Here is a 20,174-nt window from a genome sequence, read left to right as displayed (position 1 = left end):
AGCAGATTTAAGGAAGGGACTGACCTCATGCTTAGAGGATTATATACGGCCGCAGCCGGAATGGTGACCCAGCAGCGCAGACATGATACGGCGACGCAGAATATTGCCAATTTGAATACGACGGGGTACAAGCAGGTGGACAGCGTCAGTCATGCGTTTCCCGAGGTGCTGATCTCGGCAATGAACGGCGGGGTCCAGAAGCCTGTGGGACGGATCAACACCGGGGTGTTTGCAGAACAGTCCGTGTCCCAATATCTGCAGGGTGACCTGATTGAGAGCGGCAAGAATACAGATTTTGCGCTGTCTACTGACCTGCAGGTTCAGGACCCGGATAATCCCGGGCAGAATCTTGTATTTGACGGATCCGGCAAGTCCATCAGCTCCGATGGCGAGGTGACTTACCGTCCCCAGGCATTTTTTACCGTTCAGGATAATGAAGGCAATAATCTATATACACGCAACGGGAGCTTCACAGTCTCCCCTACAGGCGAGGTGCTTAGCTCCGGAGGCTTCCGGGTGCTGGACGCAGGCGGCAATCCGCTGCGCTTGACAGGACCTCAGGATACCCTTAAGGTGGACGGGCAGGGTAATATTATGAACAACCAGACCGGGCGGCCGTCAGGCACCCGGATCGGGATCAGCGTGATCACCAGACCCCAGGAGCTGGTACGGGACGGTAACGGGGTATTTCATGCCGAGGATGCCGAGGCCGCAGACATCCGTTTCTCGAATGCAACGGATATTCTTCAGGTCCGCCAGGGCTATCTGGAGAACTCTAATGTGGATGCTACCCAGGTCACTGTGGATATGAACGCCGCTTACCGGGCGTATGAAGCGAACCAGAAGGTGATCCAGTTCTACGACAGCAGCCTGCAGAAGGCTGTGAACGAAGTCGGCAGAGTGTAGGGTGTAAGAGGGTTTCTTTTCAACAAGCCTGTGGGAGGTTAGACCTGTGAATAACTCAACAATCGGAGCCGCTGTCTCCATGGCCAGCCTGCAGCAGCGTCTGGATATTATCGCAGACAACATTGCGAATATGAATACCAATGGGTACAAGAGCAAGCAAGGCTCCTTCGAGGATGTGCTCACCCGGGTGCAGCAGCAATCCAGAGATTATAACCAGCCTGGACGGAGTATGCCGCTCGGCTTCAATATCGGCTTTGGGGTGAGGGTGCCAACGGTGACCAACAACTGGGAGGAAGGCACGCTCCAGGAGACGGGCAAGCCGACGGACCTGGCGCTTCAGGGCAACGGATTGTTCGGCGTTCAGGTGAACGGAGTCACCTCCTATACCCGTCAGGGAGATTTTCATTTCACCCCGGACCCCGCGAATCAGGACAATGTGATGCTGGTAGACAATACCGGTAATCCGGTACTGAACGCCAACGGCAATCCGCTCACTGTAAGTGCCAATGGAATTGCTGCTATTGACGAGCGCGGCCAGGTATGGACCAAGACGAGTGAGACCGCCGTGCCTGTGCTGGCCGGCTCCCTGATGATTGTCGAGCCGCGGAGCAGCAGCGCGCTTCAGGCGGTGGACGGCAACTTCTATGTATTGGCCGGTGGAGTAACTGCACAGCAGGCTTTCGTACAGAGAGCGGCTGGCGAAGCGAAGGATGTAGGCGTGCGTTCAGGTTATCTGGAAGCCTCCAATGTGGATCTGAGCCGGGAGATAACGGAGATGATGCAGATTCAGCGTACGTATCAGCTGGCTGCCCGGGCGCTGTCCTCCAGCGACCAGATGCTGGGCCTGGCGAATAACATGCGCGCGTGAGGTGAGGGAATGAGTCGTGAGAAGGTCAAGGAATCCAAGGATAAGCAAAGAGAAGAGACACAGCAGCCGGCGAAGCGGCGCGGAATTTCGGCGTGGACCATCATTCAGTGGTTCCTGATTCCGTTGCTGCTGGTTGCCGCGCTTGCGGGCGGACTGGTCGTGGGTTATGTCGTTCTAGGCAAGAAGGAGCTCAGCGATGTGCTGGTATGGAGCACCTGGAAGCATGTCTATGATCTGGTATTTGCGCCGTGAAGCCTGGTGGTCCCTGAAATTTCTTACTATGTCATGAAGATATCGGAAGCTCCCTGGTTGTGCCGGGGAGTTTTCTTTTTTATACTGAAAAATGTATAATGATGGCGTGCCCCAAGAACGCCAAAAAGGGCCCTCTCCGCCAACCTGCCGCGTGCGGTGGAGAAAGCCCCTTATCTGAACCTCCACTGCTGCAGGTGGTGAAGGATAATTATAGTTTTTGCCGAAGCTGCCCATATTTATGCAGGGTGGCGGAGAATAAAACGGGAGCGCTGCTGCGGGCGGAGGTTCATTACGCGGTACCATCCGAAGGGAGCTTTTGCTGATATGCTGGATATCAATCAAATTCAAGAAATCATCCCCCACCGGCCTCCATTTCTGCTGGTGGACAAAATTACGGAGATTGAAATGGGCAAACGGGCGGTCGGCATCAAGAATGTGACAATCAATGAGCCGTTCTTCACCGGACACTTCCCGGGATTTCCGGTCATGCCGGGTGTACTGATTACAGAAGCCCTGGCTCAGGTCGGGGCAGTAGCTATTCTGGGAGTTGAAGCCAATAAGGGCAAGATCGGTTTCCTGGCCGGGCTTGACGGCTTCCGTTTCCGCGGGCAGGTCGTGCCTGGCGATACCCTTGAGCTGGAGGTAGAGATTACCCGGCTTAAAGGCAGCATCGGCAAGGGACAAGCCACTGCCAGGGTGGAAGGCAAAACCGTGGCCTCCGGGGAGATTATGTTCGCGCTCAGTTAGCACCTGTTATACACTTATACATTATAGATGGAGAAGGAGAGATTCGCATGACTGGATTAAGCCCGAAGGCGCAAGAAACCTTGACGCGCTGGCTGCAGGACCCTTCAGTGGATGAGAGCACCAAGGAGGAGCTGAAGGCTCTTGCCAATGATCCGAAGGAACTGGAGGAACGGTTCTATAGAGACCTCGAATTCGGAACTGGCGGCTTGCGCGGCGTGATCGGTGCAGGCAGTAACCGGATGAACCGGTATACGGTGGGCAGAGCCACTCAGGGCTTCGCCAATTATCTGCTGGCCCAGCATACGGGAGAAGGCCGGCCGTCGGTGGTCATTGCCCATGATTCCCGGCGCTTCTCGCCGGAATTCACGCTGGAGGCTGCACTTGTGCTGGCCGGCAACGGGATTGAGACACATCTGTTCCCATCCCTGCGCTCCACACCGCAGCTGTCCTTCAGTGTCCGTCATCTGAAGGCCTCGGGAGGCATCGTGATCACGGCCAGCCACAATCCGCCTGAATATAACGGGTACAAGGTCTACAATGCCCAGGGCGGGCAACTGGTGCCGCATGAAGCGGAGAAGGTCATTGCAAGCATTCTGGAGGTAGACTCCTTCAATGGCGTGAAGCGTATGTCCCAAGAGGCCGCAGAGAGCGAAGGCCTGCTGCACTGGCTGGGCGCTGATGCGGATGAGGCTTTCACCGATACGGTAGCCGCCGTAAGTGTAAGCCGTGAAGAGATTGCCTCCTCGCTGGGGCGTGACTTCTCCATCGTCTACACCCCGCTGCACGGGACAGGCAATCTTCCGGTCCGCCGTGTGCTGGAGAAGATCGGCTTCACCCAGGTGCATGTGGTGCCTGAGCAGGAGCAGCCGGATTCGGAATTCTCTACCGTGAAATCGCCGAACCCGGAAGAACGGGAAGCCTTCACGCTGGCGATGAAGCTGGGCGAAGCCTTGAATGCCGATCTGCTGATCGGTACAGACCCGGATGCTGACCGGATGGGCGCTGTTGTACGGGATAACGAAGGCAAGTTCGTGGTACTGTCCGGCAACCAGTCAGGCGCGCTGATGATCCATTACTATCTGAGCCGCCTGCAGGAGCAGGGCAAGCTGCCGAGCAACGGCGCAGTGGTCAAGACTATTGTTACCAGTGAGATGGGGGCCGCCGTAGCCAGCCATTATGGCGCTACCGTGTTCAATACCCTGACCGGATTCAAATATATCGGCGAGAAAATGAACCAGTTCGAGCAGTCGGGCGAATACACGTATCTCTTTGGCTACGAGGAGAGCTACGGTTATCTGGCCGGCAATTATGCCCGCGATAAGGACGCCGTCCTTGCGGCTATGCTGATTGCCGAAGCAGGCGCGTATTACAAGGCGCAGGGCAAGACTTTGTATGATGTGCTGCAAGAGCTGTACGCGCAGTTCGGATACTTCCTGGAGAGCCTGGAATCCCGTACGCTTAAGGGGAAAGACGGGGTAGCACAGATTCAGGGCATTATGAATGACTGGCGCACGACGCCGCCGCTTGAAATTGCCGGTGCGTCGGTGACGCAGGTGCTCGACTATTCCCTTGGGCTGGACGGCCTGCCTAAGGAGAATGTGCTGAAGTATCTGCTGTCGGACGGCTCATGGTTCTGCCTGCGTCCTTCCGGCACCGAGCCGAAGATCAAAGTATATTTTGCCGTAGTCGGGGAATCGCTGGATCACGCCAAAGCTAAGGTTGCTGAACTGACCAGCCAGGTTATGGCACGTGTAGACGGGAAATAATACGGAATAACGCTTCTAGCCTGCGGAAACGGAGCTGCTCCAGAGGGAGGACATCCGTTTCCGCTTCAATTTGATCCGCTTTAAAGTGAATGAGGAGGTACTATTGGTGCAGCAGAAATGGCAACGCTGGAATCTGGCTTCACGCAAGTGGTTATGGATTATTGTGGTGGTGGGTGTAATTGCTGCCCTCCCGGTCGTCTATGACCGCCTGCAGACAGAGAAATCTTCCAAAACCGTTGAATTTGTCTTTGATTACCGTGATCTGGTCGAGGTTGCAAGCTACCGGCAGAATCCGCAGGATTATATTTCCGAGCAGCTTGACCGGCTGAAGGCCGCAGGTGTTCAGAGTATGGCCATCTACGAAAATACATTGGAGGATTTCCGCAAAGCCCGCCGGCTGATGCTCTGGGGAGCTTCGGATATTGCCAATCTTACCGATACTGTGATTCCGGAGAACGAGAACTATACATACGTCCTCTTTACCAGTGCGGAGAACAGTAAAGCGCTCTCGCAGGTCATCCGGGATGCCTTCGGCAGACTGGATATCCGGACAGAAGACTGGAATTACCGCGGACAGCAGGGGCTGATCATTCAGACTCCGCTGGAGGATGCAACGCTTAAGCCGCTGCAGCCGGACCCGATCACCCTTGCAATGCTGCATGAGAAGGGCTTCACCATTGTGCCCCGTCTGGTTGATTCTCTGGCCTACAATCAGGAGGCCGTGAAGGCTCTCTTGGACCGTTACGCCGAGCTTGGCGTCAAACGGATTCTTTTTGAAGGCGAGTCGGTCAAGGGTTACTCTGATGATGCGGATAAGGGCAGTATTACTGCCTTCGCTGATCTCTTGAAGGAACATGGCATGGGGATTGCAGCTATTGAGAATATCAAAGTGCAGCAAAAGGGCTTCTCCAAGCTGGCCTACCTGCTGGATTACAATGTGACGCGCCTGTATTCACTCAGTGAGGCGGATTCCAGCCTGAAGACAGAAGTGATTGCGGACCGGTTCTCCCTCGCAACGAAAGACCGTAACATCCGCATGATCTATCTGAATACGATTCCTTCAAGGGATACGAAGCAGGCTGCGATTACAGATACACTGGATAATCTGATTGAGAGCCTCAGCGGACCGGAGGGAGCGGTTGCCAAGATTGAAGCGAATGGTTTTCAGCTTGGACAAGCTACTGCGTTTGATGTACAAGATTCCTCCTTCCAGCGTTATTTCAAGCTAATTGCGGTGATTGGAGCAGTGGCTATGGTCGCGTTGCTGGTCTCCTACTTCATTCCGTGGCTTACGCTGCCGGTGTGGGTACTGGGACTGGTGGGCAGTGCAGGATTGCTGATTCTGAAGCCTACACTATTTGAACAGGCGCTCGCGCTTGCAGTAGCCATAAGTGCGCCTACTGTGGCTATGATACTGGCGATCCGCAAAATTAACGAGATGGGTCCGCCTGTACGGGGCAATTCCTTGACCTACACTGTGATGAGCCCGCGCCGCCGGCTGACGCATAGTCTGGTCCTGTATGTCAAAACTGCGCTGATCACCTTCAGTGCCGTGCCGTTTGTGATCGCGCTCTTGAACAATATCACGTATTCCCTGGTATTGAGCCAATTCCGCGGGGTAAGCCTGCTTCATCTCGCTCCGATTGCGCTTACTGCGCTCTATGTCCTGCTGTACCGCGGAGAGTTTGCCTTTAACAAGACCGGTAAGCTGCTGCGGACTCCAATTACACTGGCGATGGTCATTGCCGCCGGCGTCATTGGCATCGTGGGGATGTATTATTTAAGCCGGACCGGCAACAGCGGAAGTGTGAGCGGTCCTGAGAAAATCCTGCGTGTCTTCCTGGAGAATACCGTTGGGGTCAGACCGCGCAACAAAGAGTTCCTGCTGGCTCATCCGCTCTTCATCCTGGGCGCATTCATGGCCTATAAATACCGTAATGCCGCCTTTATCCTGATCATTGCCGTCATCGGCCAGTTATCCATGGTGGATACCTTTGCCCATATTCATTCACCGGTGCTGATCTCTCTGATCCGCGGCCTCCTTGGCCTTGGACTCGGCCTGATTATTGGTCTTATCGCTGTAGGGGTATGGCAGATTGCAGAAGGGTGTTGGAAACGATGGTCACCGCTGCTCCGCAAATTATAATCTCCGGCTTTTACGGCTTCCGCAACAGCGGAGACGAGGCTGTACTGCAAGCGATTCTGAACGCTCTGCACAAGCAGTCGCAGGCGGCCGGAATTACGCTGGAGCCTGTAGTGCTGTCCATCGATCCGGAATGGACAACGGCTACCTATGGTGTGAAGTCCGTGCACCGGATGAAGCTGGGGGAGGTCCGCAAGGCAATCGCTGAAAGTGCGGGCCTGATCAGCGGCGGCGGCAGCCTGCTTCAGGATGTGACCAGCAGCAAGACGATTCCGTATTACTTGGGGATCATTAAGCTGGCACAATGGCTGGGCAAGCCGGTGTTCATATATGCCCAAGGCATCGGCCCGGTGAACCGGAAGTTTTTTCATCCGCTGATTAAATCGGTGTTCCGTAAATGTGCTTATATCTCCGTACGGGATGAACAGTCCCGCCTGTTGCTTCAGTCTATGGGGATCAGCAAGGACAAGGTTGAGGTGGTTCCTGATCCTGTGATGGGACTTACCCTGCCGGAGGAGCAGCAGGATGCTGCTCAAGCCAAGGCTGGCATTGAAGACGGAGTTGAGCCTGAATTCGCGCACCGCCCATACAATGTAGGGGTCTCCGTGCGCTTCTGGGAGCAATCCCGTCAGGAGCTGGATGCCTTGGCAGCAGGGCTGGTGAAGGTGGCAGCGAAGCTGCCGCTTGATGTACGCTTCCTGCCCTTCCATCATCCTGCCGACAATGAGGCTTCCCGCTATGTCATGCAGAAGCTGGGCGGCGCGATTGAAGCGGGCGGAGGAGCAGTAAGCATCCGTGAGGATACGCTGCACCCGCTGCAGATGCTGCGTGAAGTAAGTGAGTGCCAGGCCCTGATCGGTATGCGGCTGCACAGTCTGATCTATGCTGCGGGACAGCGTGTTCCGCTGATGGGCGTCTCCTATGATCCGAAGATCGATCATTTTCTGGACCGGGTTGCCTGCCGTCCGGTTGGTTCTACCACTGCGCTGGATGCGGAGAAGGTGGCTGCCGACCTTGCGGAGCTGCTTCAGTCAGGAGAGCGCTGGAAGCAGGAGCGTGAGCCGCTGATTGCTGCACTGGTGGAAGCGGCTGAGGCTCCGGCCCGGCAAGTTGCCAGATATTTCAGCCACAAAGGATGAGTGACAAGTGAAAGCAGATAGCGCATTACCGACAGTTCCTATTTTTGGCATACGGGTGTCGAAGGTGGATATGAAGGCGACGGTCTCCTATTTGACGGATGCAGTCCTGCGGCGGGAGCCTCACCAGGTCATCACGGCGAATCCGATCATGGTCATGGCGGCGCTGGAGAATCCGTCTTATATGGAGATTATGAAATCGGCAGAGCTGGTGGTTCCTGACGGGACCGGCGTAGTCTGGGCCGCAGAATATTGCCGTGAGCCTGTAGCCGAGCGTGTGGCCGGTTTTGACCTTTTACATGAATTATTGCATCAGGGCGAAAGCTATCACTGGAGAGTATATTTGCTCGGGTCCACCCCTGAGGTGATTCGCGAGACCGCTTCCCGGTTACAAACAAGATATCCCGGTATTGTAATCGCAGGATATCATGACGGGTTCTTTGGTCCGGACGAGGATGAGCAGATTGTCAGCGCCATCCTTGAAGCGAAGCCGGATCTGCTCTTTGTCGCCAGAGGGGCGGACAGCCAGGAGCCCTGGATTGCCAAATATAAGTCCCGGCTGCAGATTCCGGTCATGATGGGCGTCGGAGGGAGCTTTGATGTGATCTCGGGCAAGAGCCGCCGTGCTCCGGCAGCATTCCAGAAATTAAGGGCAGAATGGTTATACAGACTGCTTAAGGAACCTACACGTTACAAAAGAATGCTTGCGCTGCCGAAATTTGCAGTAAAAGTGATGCGAGAGAAAGATAAAGTAACAAAAGAACAGTGAAACAGGGATATTTACCGAAAAAATCCGTGTAACAGCCTAAAAACAGTATTGGAATTTGTTTTTGGTTCAGCGTATAATTCAATGCGGTAGAGAAATGGGGGTCGACTTGACTAATGTTAATCATATACATCGCCGGATTTATTGTGTGCATGGGGCTTGCACTGCTTCTGACACCGCTCGTGAAGAGATTTGCTGTGAAGATCGGTGCGACGGATACGCCCAATGCCCGTAAAGTGCATACGAAGATCATGCCCCGCCTTGGCGGACTCGGCATCTTTCTGGCGTTTGTGTTAGGTCTGCTTGCCGTATTACCGATTATTCCCTATGAATTCACTCCGCGTGAATCGGGCTTCATCAAAGCGCTGCTGTACGGCGGCGGACTGATTGTGCTGATTGGTGCACTCGACGACCGCTTTGAGCTGTCAGCCAAGGTGAAGCTGCTGGGCCAGATTGCTGCTGCCTGCATCGTAGTGTTCGGGTTCGGCATCACGGTGGACTTCGTAAATATTCCTTTTCATAATAGTTATTCCTCGCTGGAGAGCTGGATTGCCATCCCGCTGACCATCTTCTGGATTGTTGGTGTCACGAACGCTGTGAACCTGATTGACGGTCTGGACGGGCTGGCTGCCGGTGTATCCGGTATTGCGATAGCTACAATTGCTGTAATGGCCTTCCTGATGGGGAACACCATGGTTGCCCTGCTGTGCCTGCTGCTTCTGGGCAGCATTCTCGGCTTCCTGTTCTTTAACTTCCATCCGGCTAAGATCTTCATGGGTGACACCGGCTCCCTGTTCCTGGGCTTCTGCCTGGCGCTGCTGGCGCTGCTCGGCTTCAAACAGATTGCCGTAGTATCGTTCATTACACCACTCCTGATTATCGGAGTACCGCTCTCGGATACCTTCTTCGCCATTGTACGCCGCAAGCTGCAGAAGAAGCCGATTTTCGCGCCGGATAAAGGCCATCTTCATCACTGCCTGCGTGAACTGGGCTTCAGCCACCGCCAGACGGTACTGATCATCTATGGCATTGCTGCTTTCTTCGGTATCCTGGCTGTCATCCAGACCTCCGCTTCGCTATATGAAGCCAACTGGGTTACCTTTGTAGTCATCTGTGTCATGCTCTTCTTCCTGCAGATAGGTGCAGAGATTACGGGTGTCATCAGCAAGACCAAGCGTCCGGTGATTGACTTGTTCCTGAGAATGCGGATGAAGCTCGATCCTGAGCGCAGCTCCAAGTCGTAGAGAGTCTTTAGCCATTTATCATTTTATAGTGTAAGATATTACTAACCTTACTCCGCTGGAGTAAGGTTTTTTGTTTTTTTGCTAATTATTAGTCAATCCTTGTCCGATAAAAATAGAGAGTTGGTTAAGACGCGGAATGCTGCACAGGCCGACAATACACCAAATAGCAGTAGGAGGTTTCTTACGTGAAGAAAAGATTGAAGGCGATAGGCGGTATGTTTTTGGCGGTAGTGATGCTGCTGTCCACTCTTTCGTCAGCAGGCGCTGTCTATGCTGCGGATGTGACAGGGCAATACTTCCAGTTCACCAAATTCAGTACAGACAAGGGTGCCCCAACTTCAGTAAATACAAGCACGGTTGATGTGGAAGGTACGTTCAACGGGGTTTCTGCGGACAGCATTTATTACAAGGTAGACGGGATTGTGAACGGTAATGACGTACCGGGAGCAAGCGGCGCCGATGTGAAGCCGATCATTGAGAACGAGAAGTTCTTCCGTTTTCCTAATGTGAAGCTGAGCCAGGGCCTCAACCGGATTACAGTGTACGGGACAACCGCAACAGGAGGCCTGGCCAGCGGTGAAGCGTATGTTAATTTCTCCAACGTGCCGGCCATTTATAATATCGCTCTACCCGATGGTACCTTGCTGAGTGAGAATACACCTGCGCTGGTTAATACTGCGGGACTGACACTCACGCTCGAAGCCCCTAATGCTACCGAGGTGATGGTCAACAACACCAAGATGTTTAACGGAGGCAGCAGTACCTTCGTCATTGCCGACCTCCCGTTGACGGCGGGGCTGAACAAGCTGACCTTTGTTGCAACTACAGATTCGGGAACTCGCACTTATGCGGTAACACGCGAAGTAGTATATGCGCCGATTGATAAAGGGACTCCGAATAAAACCACAATCGGTTCTTATGCACTGGATGCGGGGAAGGTAGTATCCCCAACAGGTGCAGATACCCAGGTTACTGGTAAATTATCCGGCTCCATTACCTTTAGAGTGGCTGAGGATACTTCCACGCCGCCTCTTTCGAATTTAACTTTTAGCATCAAGAATACCACTACCGGTAACAGTGTGGTGGGGAGTGGAGCAGCTACTACAGTTGATGCCACTGGAGTCAGAAATGGAGAATTCATCACTTTTAAATATACCAGTACTGCCGATGTGACCATTTCAGCTAATGGTAAATATGTGATTACCTTCAACACTAACAACGCAACCTATGACGGTAAGGGTATCAATCCGCTAGATTTCACTTACCGTAATGCGAATGATCCTTCTATTACTGAGGTCGAGCAGCTTTATAGTCCGTCAGGAGACACTACGATTACGTATTCTTCATCGGGCGTGTTCACTGGAAACTCCAACCTGTTTGAACTTCCTCTGTGGCTGATGGTGAAGACCAGCGAGACCGCAACTGCTCCGGATAATCTGGAGATCAGCTCTTACCAGAATGGAACCAAGGTTTCCTCCCGTTTTGTTGTGGAAGGGAAAACAATGAAGACATCACAAGGATATAGAGTATTTAAGATTACGGGTATGCCTTCAGGGGAACAGACTCTGCATATTGATTTAAAGAAAAACGGGTTGGTTATTGATACGAGGGTATTATCCGTTAATTATGTCTCAGCTCCGTTTATCGATGTGTCTAATATTTACAATAACCAAGTATTTAAATACGCAGCTGATTTCAGTGCCATTAAGGGACGATTGGTGAACTTCCCTGCTGCTGACAAAGCATCAGTTAAAATTACTGTTAATGGTACAACAGTTACTCCAACGATTGCGGATGATGATTTCAGTTACATGATTACCAATAATGCCGCTGGCATTTCGATGGTTTCAGGCCCGAACAAAATTGCCATTACAGGTGTGGCAAATGGTGTTCCAGTCTCAACGAATCTTACCGTTTATTTCTTCCCGGATAATGCTCCTAATATTAATGGCGCTGCTCCATATCCGGTAGGTCAGACTACAGATCCGGACAAGTTATTCATTAAGAATTCAGACCTGAATTATACAACCAACCAATCTACTGCGGATATCCGTTTTGTCGCGAGCAATGCTACTCAGGTTGTAATTATGAAAGACGGTAAACAATACGCGGTAGCTGACTATAAGACAGTTAGTAATAATGAAATCTGGACAACAGAGTCAGCCTATCTGACAGTACCTGCTACTAAAGATGGAGAATTCATTATTAAGAACCAGGAGCTGCCTACAACAGGCTTGCAGACTTTTGTAATCACAGGGAGACTGGGAACGGCCGCCGTTACTCAGACGCTGCTGATTACCCGTGAGGTCCCTCCTTACAGCATTTTATCGCCTAAGCTTCCTAACGAGAGCATTATCAAACAGAATTTCCTTGATGTCAGCATTCAGGCAGAAGGGGCAACGAGCATTCTGATTGGCAAGGAAGCGATGGTCAAGGGGAACAAGGACATCTTCCGCCTGGAGCTGAAGGGTCTGAAGAAAGGCAAGAACACCATCAAGTTCACCGTAACAACAGGGACAACCAAAACCAACGGTTCTTTTGATGTGACCTACTCGGATGAAGTGCTGCAGGGATCACAGCTTAAGACGACGCTGAACTCCTCCGGTAAGCTGACTGCCTTCCAGAATGCAGTTAGTATTGTATTCCCTAAAGGGACGATGCTGCGGGATGCGACACCGACACCGGGCACAACCAATACACGGCAGATCAATCTGTTCAACGATCAATATATCCTGCTCGGCATTGCGGATAAGCAGGACGGACGTACCGTGAAGCAGTACAATCCGGTGGGTGAGTATGACGGAACAAGCTATCAGGACGGCAAGCTGGTCGAGGTGCCTGCCAGCAGCTTGGCTGCTGCCTACATGACCCCTAAGCTTCATTACGGGTATGCTTCCAATCTCTACTGGATTGACCCGGGGTATTTCGTCTCGGCAAATTCAATTAATGACTACTCTACCGTAGTGGCTTCCCATCCGTATAAGAAAGGCAATGAGTCCTTCCTTGGGCATATGGGCAGATGGATGGAGCCAACACAACAAGGGAAGATCACGCTGAAATATGATCCGAGCATTGTTAATGCGGCAACCTCCAATATTTCCGTATGGAAGAATGTTGACGGAACCTGGTACAACATGGGCGGGGTTGTGAATACGGGCAGTAAGACGATTACGGCTACCTTCGACGGCTTCGGCTACTATACAGTAATGAGTTTGCGCTACAGCTATGACGACATTGTCTCCCACACTTATGCGCGCAGCGAGCTGGAGACCGTTCTGTCCAGAGGCATTATGAATGCCAAGGATGCGAACGAATTCGGCGTATATGAGAATGTTACCCGTGGTGAGTTCGCTACCATGCTGGTTAAGATTATGGGGATACAGCTGGATTATGAACCTAATAACCTGACTTTCTCCGATGTAGTAAGATACAGTGATTATCACTGGGATTACCGTTACATTGAGACTGCGGTCCGCAAAGGGATTATCCGGGGAACGGCGCCGAGGATCTTCTCGCCAAACCGTACACTCTCCAGAGAAGATGCAGCGGTCATGATCGCCCGGGCTATGAGCCTCAAACTGGGTGACAATGCTAAAGATCTGGCGGCTCTCCAGAAGCTCTTCACAGATACTGGCTCGATTGTATCCGTGTACTCAGCACCATCTATCCTGGCCGCTTATAAGGCTGGTGTGATGTCGGGGATTGAGAACAAGCTGGTAGCGGGGCAGAAGAAGGCGACCTTCCGTTTCGATCCGCAGGCTAACTTCACCAGAGCGGATGCGGCAGTGATGGCAAAGCGGATTATGGCTAAAATGAAGAAACTATAGAGAATGCATTTATATATGAAGCAAAAATAAGCCTCCAACTCCCCGTGCACGGGAGGGAGGCTTGTCTTTTACAATTTCCAAATACAAATCTTTGAATTGTGTGTAACTTTGCGTTACAATGACCTAAGAAGCTGTAAGCACAAACATTTAATGCAAGAAGGAGAAAGCTATCGATGAAACCGATTTTATCTAAGGCGCAATTGGACTACACGAAAGCAAAGAATATGTTTGAGAATAGAGCTAAGGTTATGGAAAAGGAAATCGCGGCTAAACGTGCTGTGATGGAGATTACTCAGGAAGTGATGGAAGAGCTGGTTCAAGCTACTGGCTTCCATGACGCCTACAACGATCTGGTGATTGCTGAGAACGCCTTGATTGAGTGGTCCCATTCCACAATCAAGCATGAGAAGAGCTACCGCGAGAACCGTGCTGCCATTGACGCTATGTATGAGAACGTCAATTCAAGCCCTGAGAAGCGCCAGGAGCTAATCCAGCTCTCCATGAAGATTCGCTAGGTCCTGAATATAACAGAGGAAGGCTGCCTGTACCAGGCAGCCTTTTAATTTGCCGATTACCGCTTAAGCCTGTTAATCTTTATGTGCAGTGGGTAATTACTTATTAGTTCAAACGGCGCAGCCATATATATCCTATATTGTAGACGAATAAGAGCTGTTAAACTTAACAAATTTTGCTTAATGACGTTCAGAAAGTGTCTGTGCTATACTGATTCCCGTAGCCACCCAACATTAACAATAGTTAGTAGAACATACATATTGTATCTTCTAGAGTTCCAGGGCCGGGATACAGCAGGGTCAAAAAAGTTTTTTTAATCAAAGCGCAACTTTTTCAAAACTATTGCGTTTAAGGTGTAGAGTCACTTACACAAGGCAAATGCGGAGAGGCCAACAGGCAGCCCACATTGCTAAATGGAAAAATTAAGCTTTACGTGACTAGAGGCACATTGTATAATACTTAGGTAGAATTAGGAATCTAGTATTACTATGCCTTGAGATTGTTTACAAGTTTCTGTGATACCCGTCACAGACATTATTTATACTTAATATGCTCAACTCGGGAAAGGGGGTGCTCGACAAATGAGTGATATGAGCTACACAACTAAAGAAAATTCCCAGTTTACGAATGTCCAAGGAGGAGAAAAAAAGGTTATGAAGAAAATTTTATCCGTAGCATTGTCTACAGCAATGGCATTCTCGATGTTTGCCTCTGTAGCATTTGGTGAAACAGCAAAAGCAACTCCAGAGGAAGCTTTCAACGCTCTGGCAGCAAAAGGTATCCTTAACGGATTCCCAGATGGTAAAGCTCACCTTGAAAAAGATCTGACTCGCGCAGAATTCGCTAAGATCGTTACTAAGCTGTTCGATCTTAAAGAAGTAACTGGCAAGCTGTCTTACAAAGATAAAGGTTACACTGCTTCTAACTGGGCTGTTCCTTACATCGAAGCCGTTACTGCAGAAGGTTTGATGCAGGGTCAAGATACTGTTAAAGGTATCTTCAACTACAACGGTAAAGTAACTGTTGAAGAAGTTGCGACTGTATTGTTCCGCGCTCTGAAACTGGAACAACCTACTACAACTGACAACAATGCATCTGCATGGGCTAAAGGCTTTGTGCAAGCAGTAATCAACAAAGGTCTGATTGCTCAGAACGTTAACTTCAAAGGCAATGCTGACCGCGCTCTGGTAGTTCAAACTGCTTACGCAGTAGATCAGATGGGTAGCCAGCCTACTTTGACTGTAGCTTCTGCTGAAGCAGTAAGCCCAACCAAAGTGGTTGTAACTTTCTCTGACAAAACTACTGCAAACGTTGAATTGACAACTGCTCTGGTAGCAGGCGTTGAAACAACAATCAACTTCAAACACCTGGAAAAGGACTACACTGCAAAAGTAACTCTGCAGGCTCCTAAGGTTGTTTCTGTATCAGCTCCTAACTCGAAGCAAGTAGTAATTAAATTCAACCGTCAGATTTCCCAAGATTCCATTGTATCTGATGGCAAATTGATTAATGATGTTGTAAAAGTTGTGAAGGTTTCGACAACCGCGAATGTTGTTGAAAATGCTGAGGTTGTATTTAACACCGATGGCACTGAAGCTACTCTGACAGTTCCAGGCGAAGTTAACTACCTTAAAGGTCAGTACACTGTAGTGGTTAGCAAAGATGTTAGAACTACAGGAAATGAAGAAGTTCCTGCCTTCACTGATCTGATTAATGTTGCTGACGTTGTAGCTCCAACAGTAACTTCTGTTACGGCTGTTGCTAAGTCAACAACTAATAAGGTTTATGTGAAATTCAGCGAACCTACTAAGCTTTCTGGTCTGATTGCTTATGTGAACGGCGCTGCTGCAAGTGTAGCTCGCGACACTTATGATTCCTTTATTCTGACTACTGGTACTTTGACTAGTGGCCAAACTTACGATGTGTCCCTGACGAATGTTTCTGACTTCGCAGGCAACGTTGCAACTCCTAATCCAGTTAAAACAAGTGTAACTGTGTCTTCTGATGTTAATGCTCCTGTAATCAAGAGCGTAACTCCAGTTGGCGATCGTTATGTTGAAGTGGTATTCGACAAGAAAGTTAACCGCGATTCTCTCGTAGGTAACGTTCGTTTGCTGGATGCTAATGGCGAAAGCAAAGGTGTGTTCTCCATTGAAAACACTTCTGACAGTGCAACAGTTACTTTGAGATCACCACTGGGCTCAATGGCCACTAGCACTTTCACTGGTTCCATCTTGTTCGGAGCAAATGTTAAGGATACCATTGGTAATACTTTGGGTACTCCTGTAACCCAAGCTATTACTTTCACAAAGGACACAGCGGCTCCAACAGTAACTGGCGTGACTTACTCAAGCAGAGGTCTTGTTATCAAGTTCTCCGAGAAAGTATTGTCCCCAGCTGCAGGTAAAACTTTGACACTGATCAGTGATTCTACTGGTGCTGTAACAACAACTATTCCTTCGGGTAGCGGTGTACTCTCCAGCGATAAGAAGAGCTTGACTTACCAAGTGGGTAAATCATTTACCGGTGCGCACACATTGCGTATTCCTGAAGGTTTGGTAACAGATGATTCCTTCGCTAAGAATTCTTTGGCTGCTACTGTACTTTCTCTGACTGGATCTTCAGTTTCTGCTGATGATAAGGCTCCAGAAATTTACAAAGTAGAGCACAATGACAGCACGCTTAGCAACAGCACGGTTACAGTTTATGTATATGCTAAAGACGATAGTGGTCTTAATGTTTCCAGCTTGAGAGATCCTAACAGCTACACTCTCGATAGCAAGGCCCTTCCTTCTGATGCATATGTAACTATCAAAACTCTGAGTGGTCCAAATACTGCTCCAACTGATGCAGTCGCTGAAGTGCAGTTCTCTGGATCTGCCATCAGCGAAACTAAGAATTATGACTTTGTTGCTAGCGGTATTGCTGATACTGCAGGTAATGGCGTAGTAGCATCTAAAACAGCCATCAGCCTGACAGACAGAGTTAAACCAACATTTAAATCTGCTGCTGTAGCTGCGAATGATGGTAAGTCCCTGATTCTTGAATTCTCCGAGAAAATCAAGAATGTGGTGACTGACCCAGAAAACGCTGGAACTTTGAGTGCTTCTAACTTTGAGTTCAAAATCAACAATGTATTGGTTGATGATTCTGAGGTAGTTATGGGTAACCGCATCACATCTGGTACTGACTTGAACAAATACTATGTATCGTTCAATGTTAAAGCTGGTAAATACCAAGGTTCTGATGTTCTCTTCTTCGGAAGCGAAATTAATTCGAACGGAAGTAACATCGTTGCTTATGTGAAGGATGCTACTGCCGGCAAGCTTGATCTGAGTTCAAACTTTATCAACACAGTAACTGTCAAGGTTAAAGACACTTCTAAGATTGTTGATATCACTGGTAACCCAATTGTTACTGGCGCAGAACAGAGCGGTAAGTAATATCAGCTTCCTCAACGAAGCAAAGAATAGCCTCTTCGGAGGCTATTCTTTTTTTATAGCCATTCATCCGAATATGAGGAGGAATTACTCTTGAACAAAGGCATGAAAGTGACCGTGTCAGCGGCGCTGCTGGCTGGTGGTCTGTGGGCAGGCTCGCTGCTGAATATTACGGCTGAAGGAGCCGGTGTAGGATCGCAGCCGGGAACGGCCGAGGATCCGGTGGTGACTAAGAGCTATGTGGACCAACAGATTCAGAAAGCCTTACAAGGCGGGAACATTAGTGCTCCAACTCAAGCTCCGGCTCCAAGTGCAACCACTGCACCAGCAGCAACTGCAGCGCCTACGAAGGCTCCAGCTTCCGGGACAGGCAATACAGGCACGGCGGGGAACGCCAGTGAGATTGTTGATGTGAAGCCAGGGCAGACACTGATAGCAAGTGCAGGAGCAGAGTTTATTGTCCGTGCCGGCAAGGCTGTGATCTATTCTCAGGACACCAACGGTGTAGCGGATTTGACGGATGGTGTCGATTTGGCTAACGGAGCAGCGGCCCCGACGAATCATTTGTTGTCGTTCCCACGGGATGGCCGCGGAATTAATGTCGCCAATGGTCAAACTTTGGGACTTGTTGTCATGGTCCGTGGCGGATATACGCTGAAATAACGTCAGGATTCGCCAGAACTTTTACGGTTTCGACATTTTTCTCTCCTTATAATAGTGTGTCCGTTTCACTGAAATTTGATACATCCGGCACTCATTCCCACAGCTGACAATCATTAAGCCGGTTCAGGTCTTTGAAATCCGCACACAATACTTCTGTAATCATTACAAATTTACAGGAGGTGCTGTAACATGGCACGAACAAACCGTACAGTTGTACCTGAAAGCCGGGCAATGCTGAAACAAATGCAACTCGAAATTGCTTCTGAGCTTGGATTATACGGAGCTTCGTATGGCGGTGGAATGGATACGGAGTTTGCTTCAGAACTGGGGATGACGGGTGGAACCGGAGCCTCCGGAAGAACTCCTTATCTGGGTCACTTAAGCTCCAGAGATAATGGGTCCGTAGGCGGGGAAATTACAAAGAGGTTGATCAGACAGGCGGAGCAGTCTCTTTTCACATAAGCTGCCTTCAATTGACAGCAACCGGTAAATACGATAATATGACCATTGAGGAAGGCCGTAGACCTTTTCCATCCGGAGAAGGTTCATTTTTTTGAATAAAACAGGCGATCAGCTAATATTATTTATTCTACTTCATATATTTGGCCTGTTATCTACGAGGGAGCCCCCTCGAACAGTGTCAGATCAACCATTTGGGAGGTTGTTGTTAATGTCGATCAAAGGGCGTCATCTGTTTACATCTGAATCCGTAACGGAGGGACACCCCGATAAAATCTGTGATCAGATATCCGACGCGGTACTAGATGCATTTCTTGCTAACGATCCTAATGCCCGTGTAGCTTGTGAGGTAGCTGTTGCAACAGGTCTCGTGCTTGTTATCGGGGAAATCAGCACCAAGTCTGAATATGTGGATATTCCGGCCATTGTACGTAATACGATTAAGGAAATCGGCTATACCCGGGCAAAATTCGGTTTCGATTACAATACCTGCGCTGTGCTCAGCTCGTTGAATGAGCAGTCTGCAGATATTGCCCAGGGAGTTAATGCTGCACTGGAGAATCGTGATCCTGCACTGGTAGCCGAAGAGACAGCTAACATTGGCGCCGGTGACCAGGGCCTGATGTTCGGCTTCGCCACCAATGAGACACCGGAACTGATGCCGCTTCCGATTGCGTTGTCCCACCGGATTGCCCGCCGTCTGGCTGAAGTCCGTAAAGATGGAACGCTGAAATATTTGCGTCCGGATGGCAAAACACAAGTAACGATTGAATACCAGGACGATACACCGGTGCGTGTGGATACCATTGTAGTCTCTACCCAACACGCCGAAGATATTACGCTGGAGCAGATTCAGGCCGACATTAAGGAGCATGTCATTCTTCCGGTTGTTCCTGCCGAGCTGCTGGATGAAGCTACGAAATATTTCATTAATCCTACCGGCCGTTTCGTCATTGGTGGACCTCAAGGGGATGCCGGTCTGACCGGACGGAAGATTATTGTTGATACATACGGCGGCTATGCCCGTCATGGCGGCGGAGCCTTCTCCGGTAAAGATCCAACCAAGGTGGACCGTTCTGCAGCCTATGCGGCGCGTTACGTTGCGAAGAATCTGGTGGCAGCAGGTCTGGCCGACAAGTGTGAGATCCAGCTGGCCTATGCAATTGGTGTAGCTACCCCTGTATCGATCAACGTGGATACTTATGGAACCGGCAAGATCAGCGAAGAGAAGCTGGTGCAACTGATCAGCAGCAATTTTGATTTGCGCCCAGCAGGTATTATCTCAATGCTTGATTTGCGTAAGCCGATCTATAGACAGACTGCAGCGTATGGCCATTTTGGCCGGACGGATGTGGATCTTCCATGGGAACGCGTGGATAAAGCAGAGTTGTTAAAAGCCCAAGCAGGTCTATAAGAGAAGCAAACATGCAAGCAGGCATTATTA

The 20,174-nt window shown here is 50.2% G+C and carries 15 protein-coding genes; all 15 read left to right on the top strand.

From position 1 onward, the window contains the following. Positions 1-27: 27 nt before the first annotated feature. Positions 28-906 (top strand): flagellar hook-basal body protein, encoded by an 879-nt coding sequence (locus tag K1558_RS09000; protein WP_238651170.1) that lies wholly within the window; start codon positions 28-30, stop codon positions 904-906. 46 nt (positions 907-952) lie between these two features. After that, positions 953-1,774: a flagellar hook-basal body protein gene (locus tag K1558_RS08995; protein WP_238651169.1), complete on the top strand. Its 822-nt coding sequence runs from the start codon at positions 953-955 to the stop codon at positions 1,772-1,774. 9 nt (positions 1,775-1,783) lie between these two features. Next, positions 1,784-2,026 (top strand): DNA-directed RNA polymerase subunit beta, encoded by a 243-nt coding sequence (locus K1558_RS08990; protein WP_238651167.1) that lies wholly within the window; start codon positions 1,784-1,786, stop codon positions 2,024-2,026. A gap of 324 nt (positions 2,027-2,350) precedes the next feature. Further along, positions 2,351-2,773: a 3-hydroxyacyl-ACP dehydratase FabZ gene (gene fabZ, locus K1558_RS08985; protein ID WP_238651165.1), complete on the top strand. Its 423-nt coding sequence runs from the start codon at positions 2,351-2,353 to the stop codon at positions 2,771-2,773. 47 nt (positions 2,774-2,820) lie between these two features. Further along, positions 2,821-4,539 carry a phospho-sugar mutase gene (locus K1558_RS08980; RefSeq protein WP_238651163.1) on the top strand — a complete coding sequence of 573 codons (1,719 nt, stop codon included), beginning with the start codon at positions 2,821-2,823 and terminating at the stop codon, positions 4,537-4,539. Between the two features lie 106 nt (positions 4,540-4,645). Further along, on the top strand, positions 4,646-6,685 hold the full coding sequence (locus K1558_RS08975; RefSeq protein ID WP_238651161.1) for a DUF5693 family protein: 2,040 nt from the start codon (positions 4,646-4,648) through the stop codon (positions 6,683-6,685). Further along, a complete protein-coding gene (csaB, locus tag K1558_RS08970) occupies positions 6,658-7,821 on the top strand; it encodes a polysaccharide pyruvyl transferase CsaB (protein ID WP_238651159.1) in 1,164 nt (387 codons plus the stop codon). The genes K1558_RS08975 and csaB overlap by 28 nt, the downstream gene beginning before the upstream one ends. A gap of 7 nt (positions 7,822-7,828) precedes the next feature. Continuing rightward, positions 7,829-8,587, top strand: a complete 759-nt coding sequence (locus K1558_RS08965; RefSeq protein WP_238651157.1) for a WecB/TagA/CpsF family glycosyltransferase — start codon at positions 7,829-7,831, stop codon at positions 8,585-8,587. Positions 8,588-8,700: 113 nt separating this feature from the next. Next, positions 8,701-9,828 (top strand): glycosyltransferase family 4 protein, encoded by a 1,128-nt coding sequence (locus K1558_RS08960; RefSeq protein ID WP_238651155.1) that lies wholly within the window; start codon positions 8,701-8,703, stop codon positions 9,826-9,828. A 185-nt stretch (positions 9,829-10,013) separates the two neighbouring features. Then, the gene (locus tag K1558_RS33010) at positions 10,014-13,655 is read left to right on the top strand and encodes an S-layer homology domain-containing protein (RefSeq protein ID WP_238651153.1); all 3,642 of its coding nucleotides are present in this window, start codon (positions 10,014-10,016) and stop codon (positions 13,653-13,655) included. 173 nt (positions 13,656-13,828) lie between these two features. After that, the gene (locus K1558_RS08950) at positions 13,829-14,170 is read left to right on the top strand and encodes a hypothetical protein (RefSeq protein ID WP_238651151.1); all 342 of its coding nucleotides are present in this window, start codon (positions 13,829-13,831) and stop codon (positions 14,168-14,170) included. A 579-nt stretch (positions 14,171-14,749) separates the two neighbouring features. Further along, the gene (locus tag K1558_RS08945) at positions 14,750-17,611 is read left to right on the top strand and encodes an Ig-like domain-containing domain (RefSeq protein ID WP_238651149.1); all 2,862 of its coding nucleotides are present in this window, start codon (positions 14,750-14,752) and stop codon (positions 17,609-17,611) included. Positions 17,612-17,701: 90 nt separating this feature from the next. Further along, positions 17,702-18,271, top strand: coding sequence for a hypothetical protein (locus K1558_RS08940; RefSeq protein ID WP_420800420.1), 570 nt, complete (start codon positions 17,702-17,704; stop codon positions 18,269-18,271). A gap of 189 nt (positions 18,272-18,460) precedes the next feature. Further along, positions 18,461-18,733, top strand: a complete 273-nt coding sequence (locus tag K1558_RS08935) for an alpha/beta-type small acid-soluble spore protein (RefSeq protein WP_238651147.1) — start codon at positions 18,461-18,463, stop codon at positions 18,731-18,733. A 208-nt stretch (positions 18,734-18,941) separates the two neighbouring features. Beyond that, positions 18,942-20,144, top strand: coding sequence for a methionine adenosyltransferase (gene metK / locus K1558_RS08930; RefSeq protein ID WP_238651146.1), 1,203 nt, complete (start codon positions 18,942-18,944; stop codon positions 20,142-20,144). The last annotated feature ends 30 nt before the right edge of the window (positions 20,145-20,174 follow it).

It is taken from the genome of Paenibacillus piscarius (assembly GCF_022234545.1).
Classification (GTDB): domain Bacteria; phylum Bacillota; class Bacilli; order Paenibacillales; family Paenibacillaceae; genus Paenibacillus_AQ; species Paenibacillus_AQ piscarius.
The sequence above is the reverse complement of the archived record's forward strand: the minus strand, read 5'-3'. Positions and strand labels throughout refer to the sequence as shown.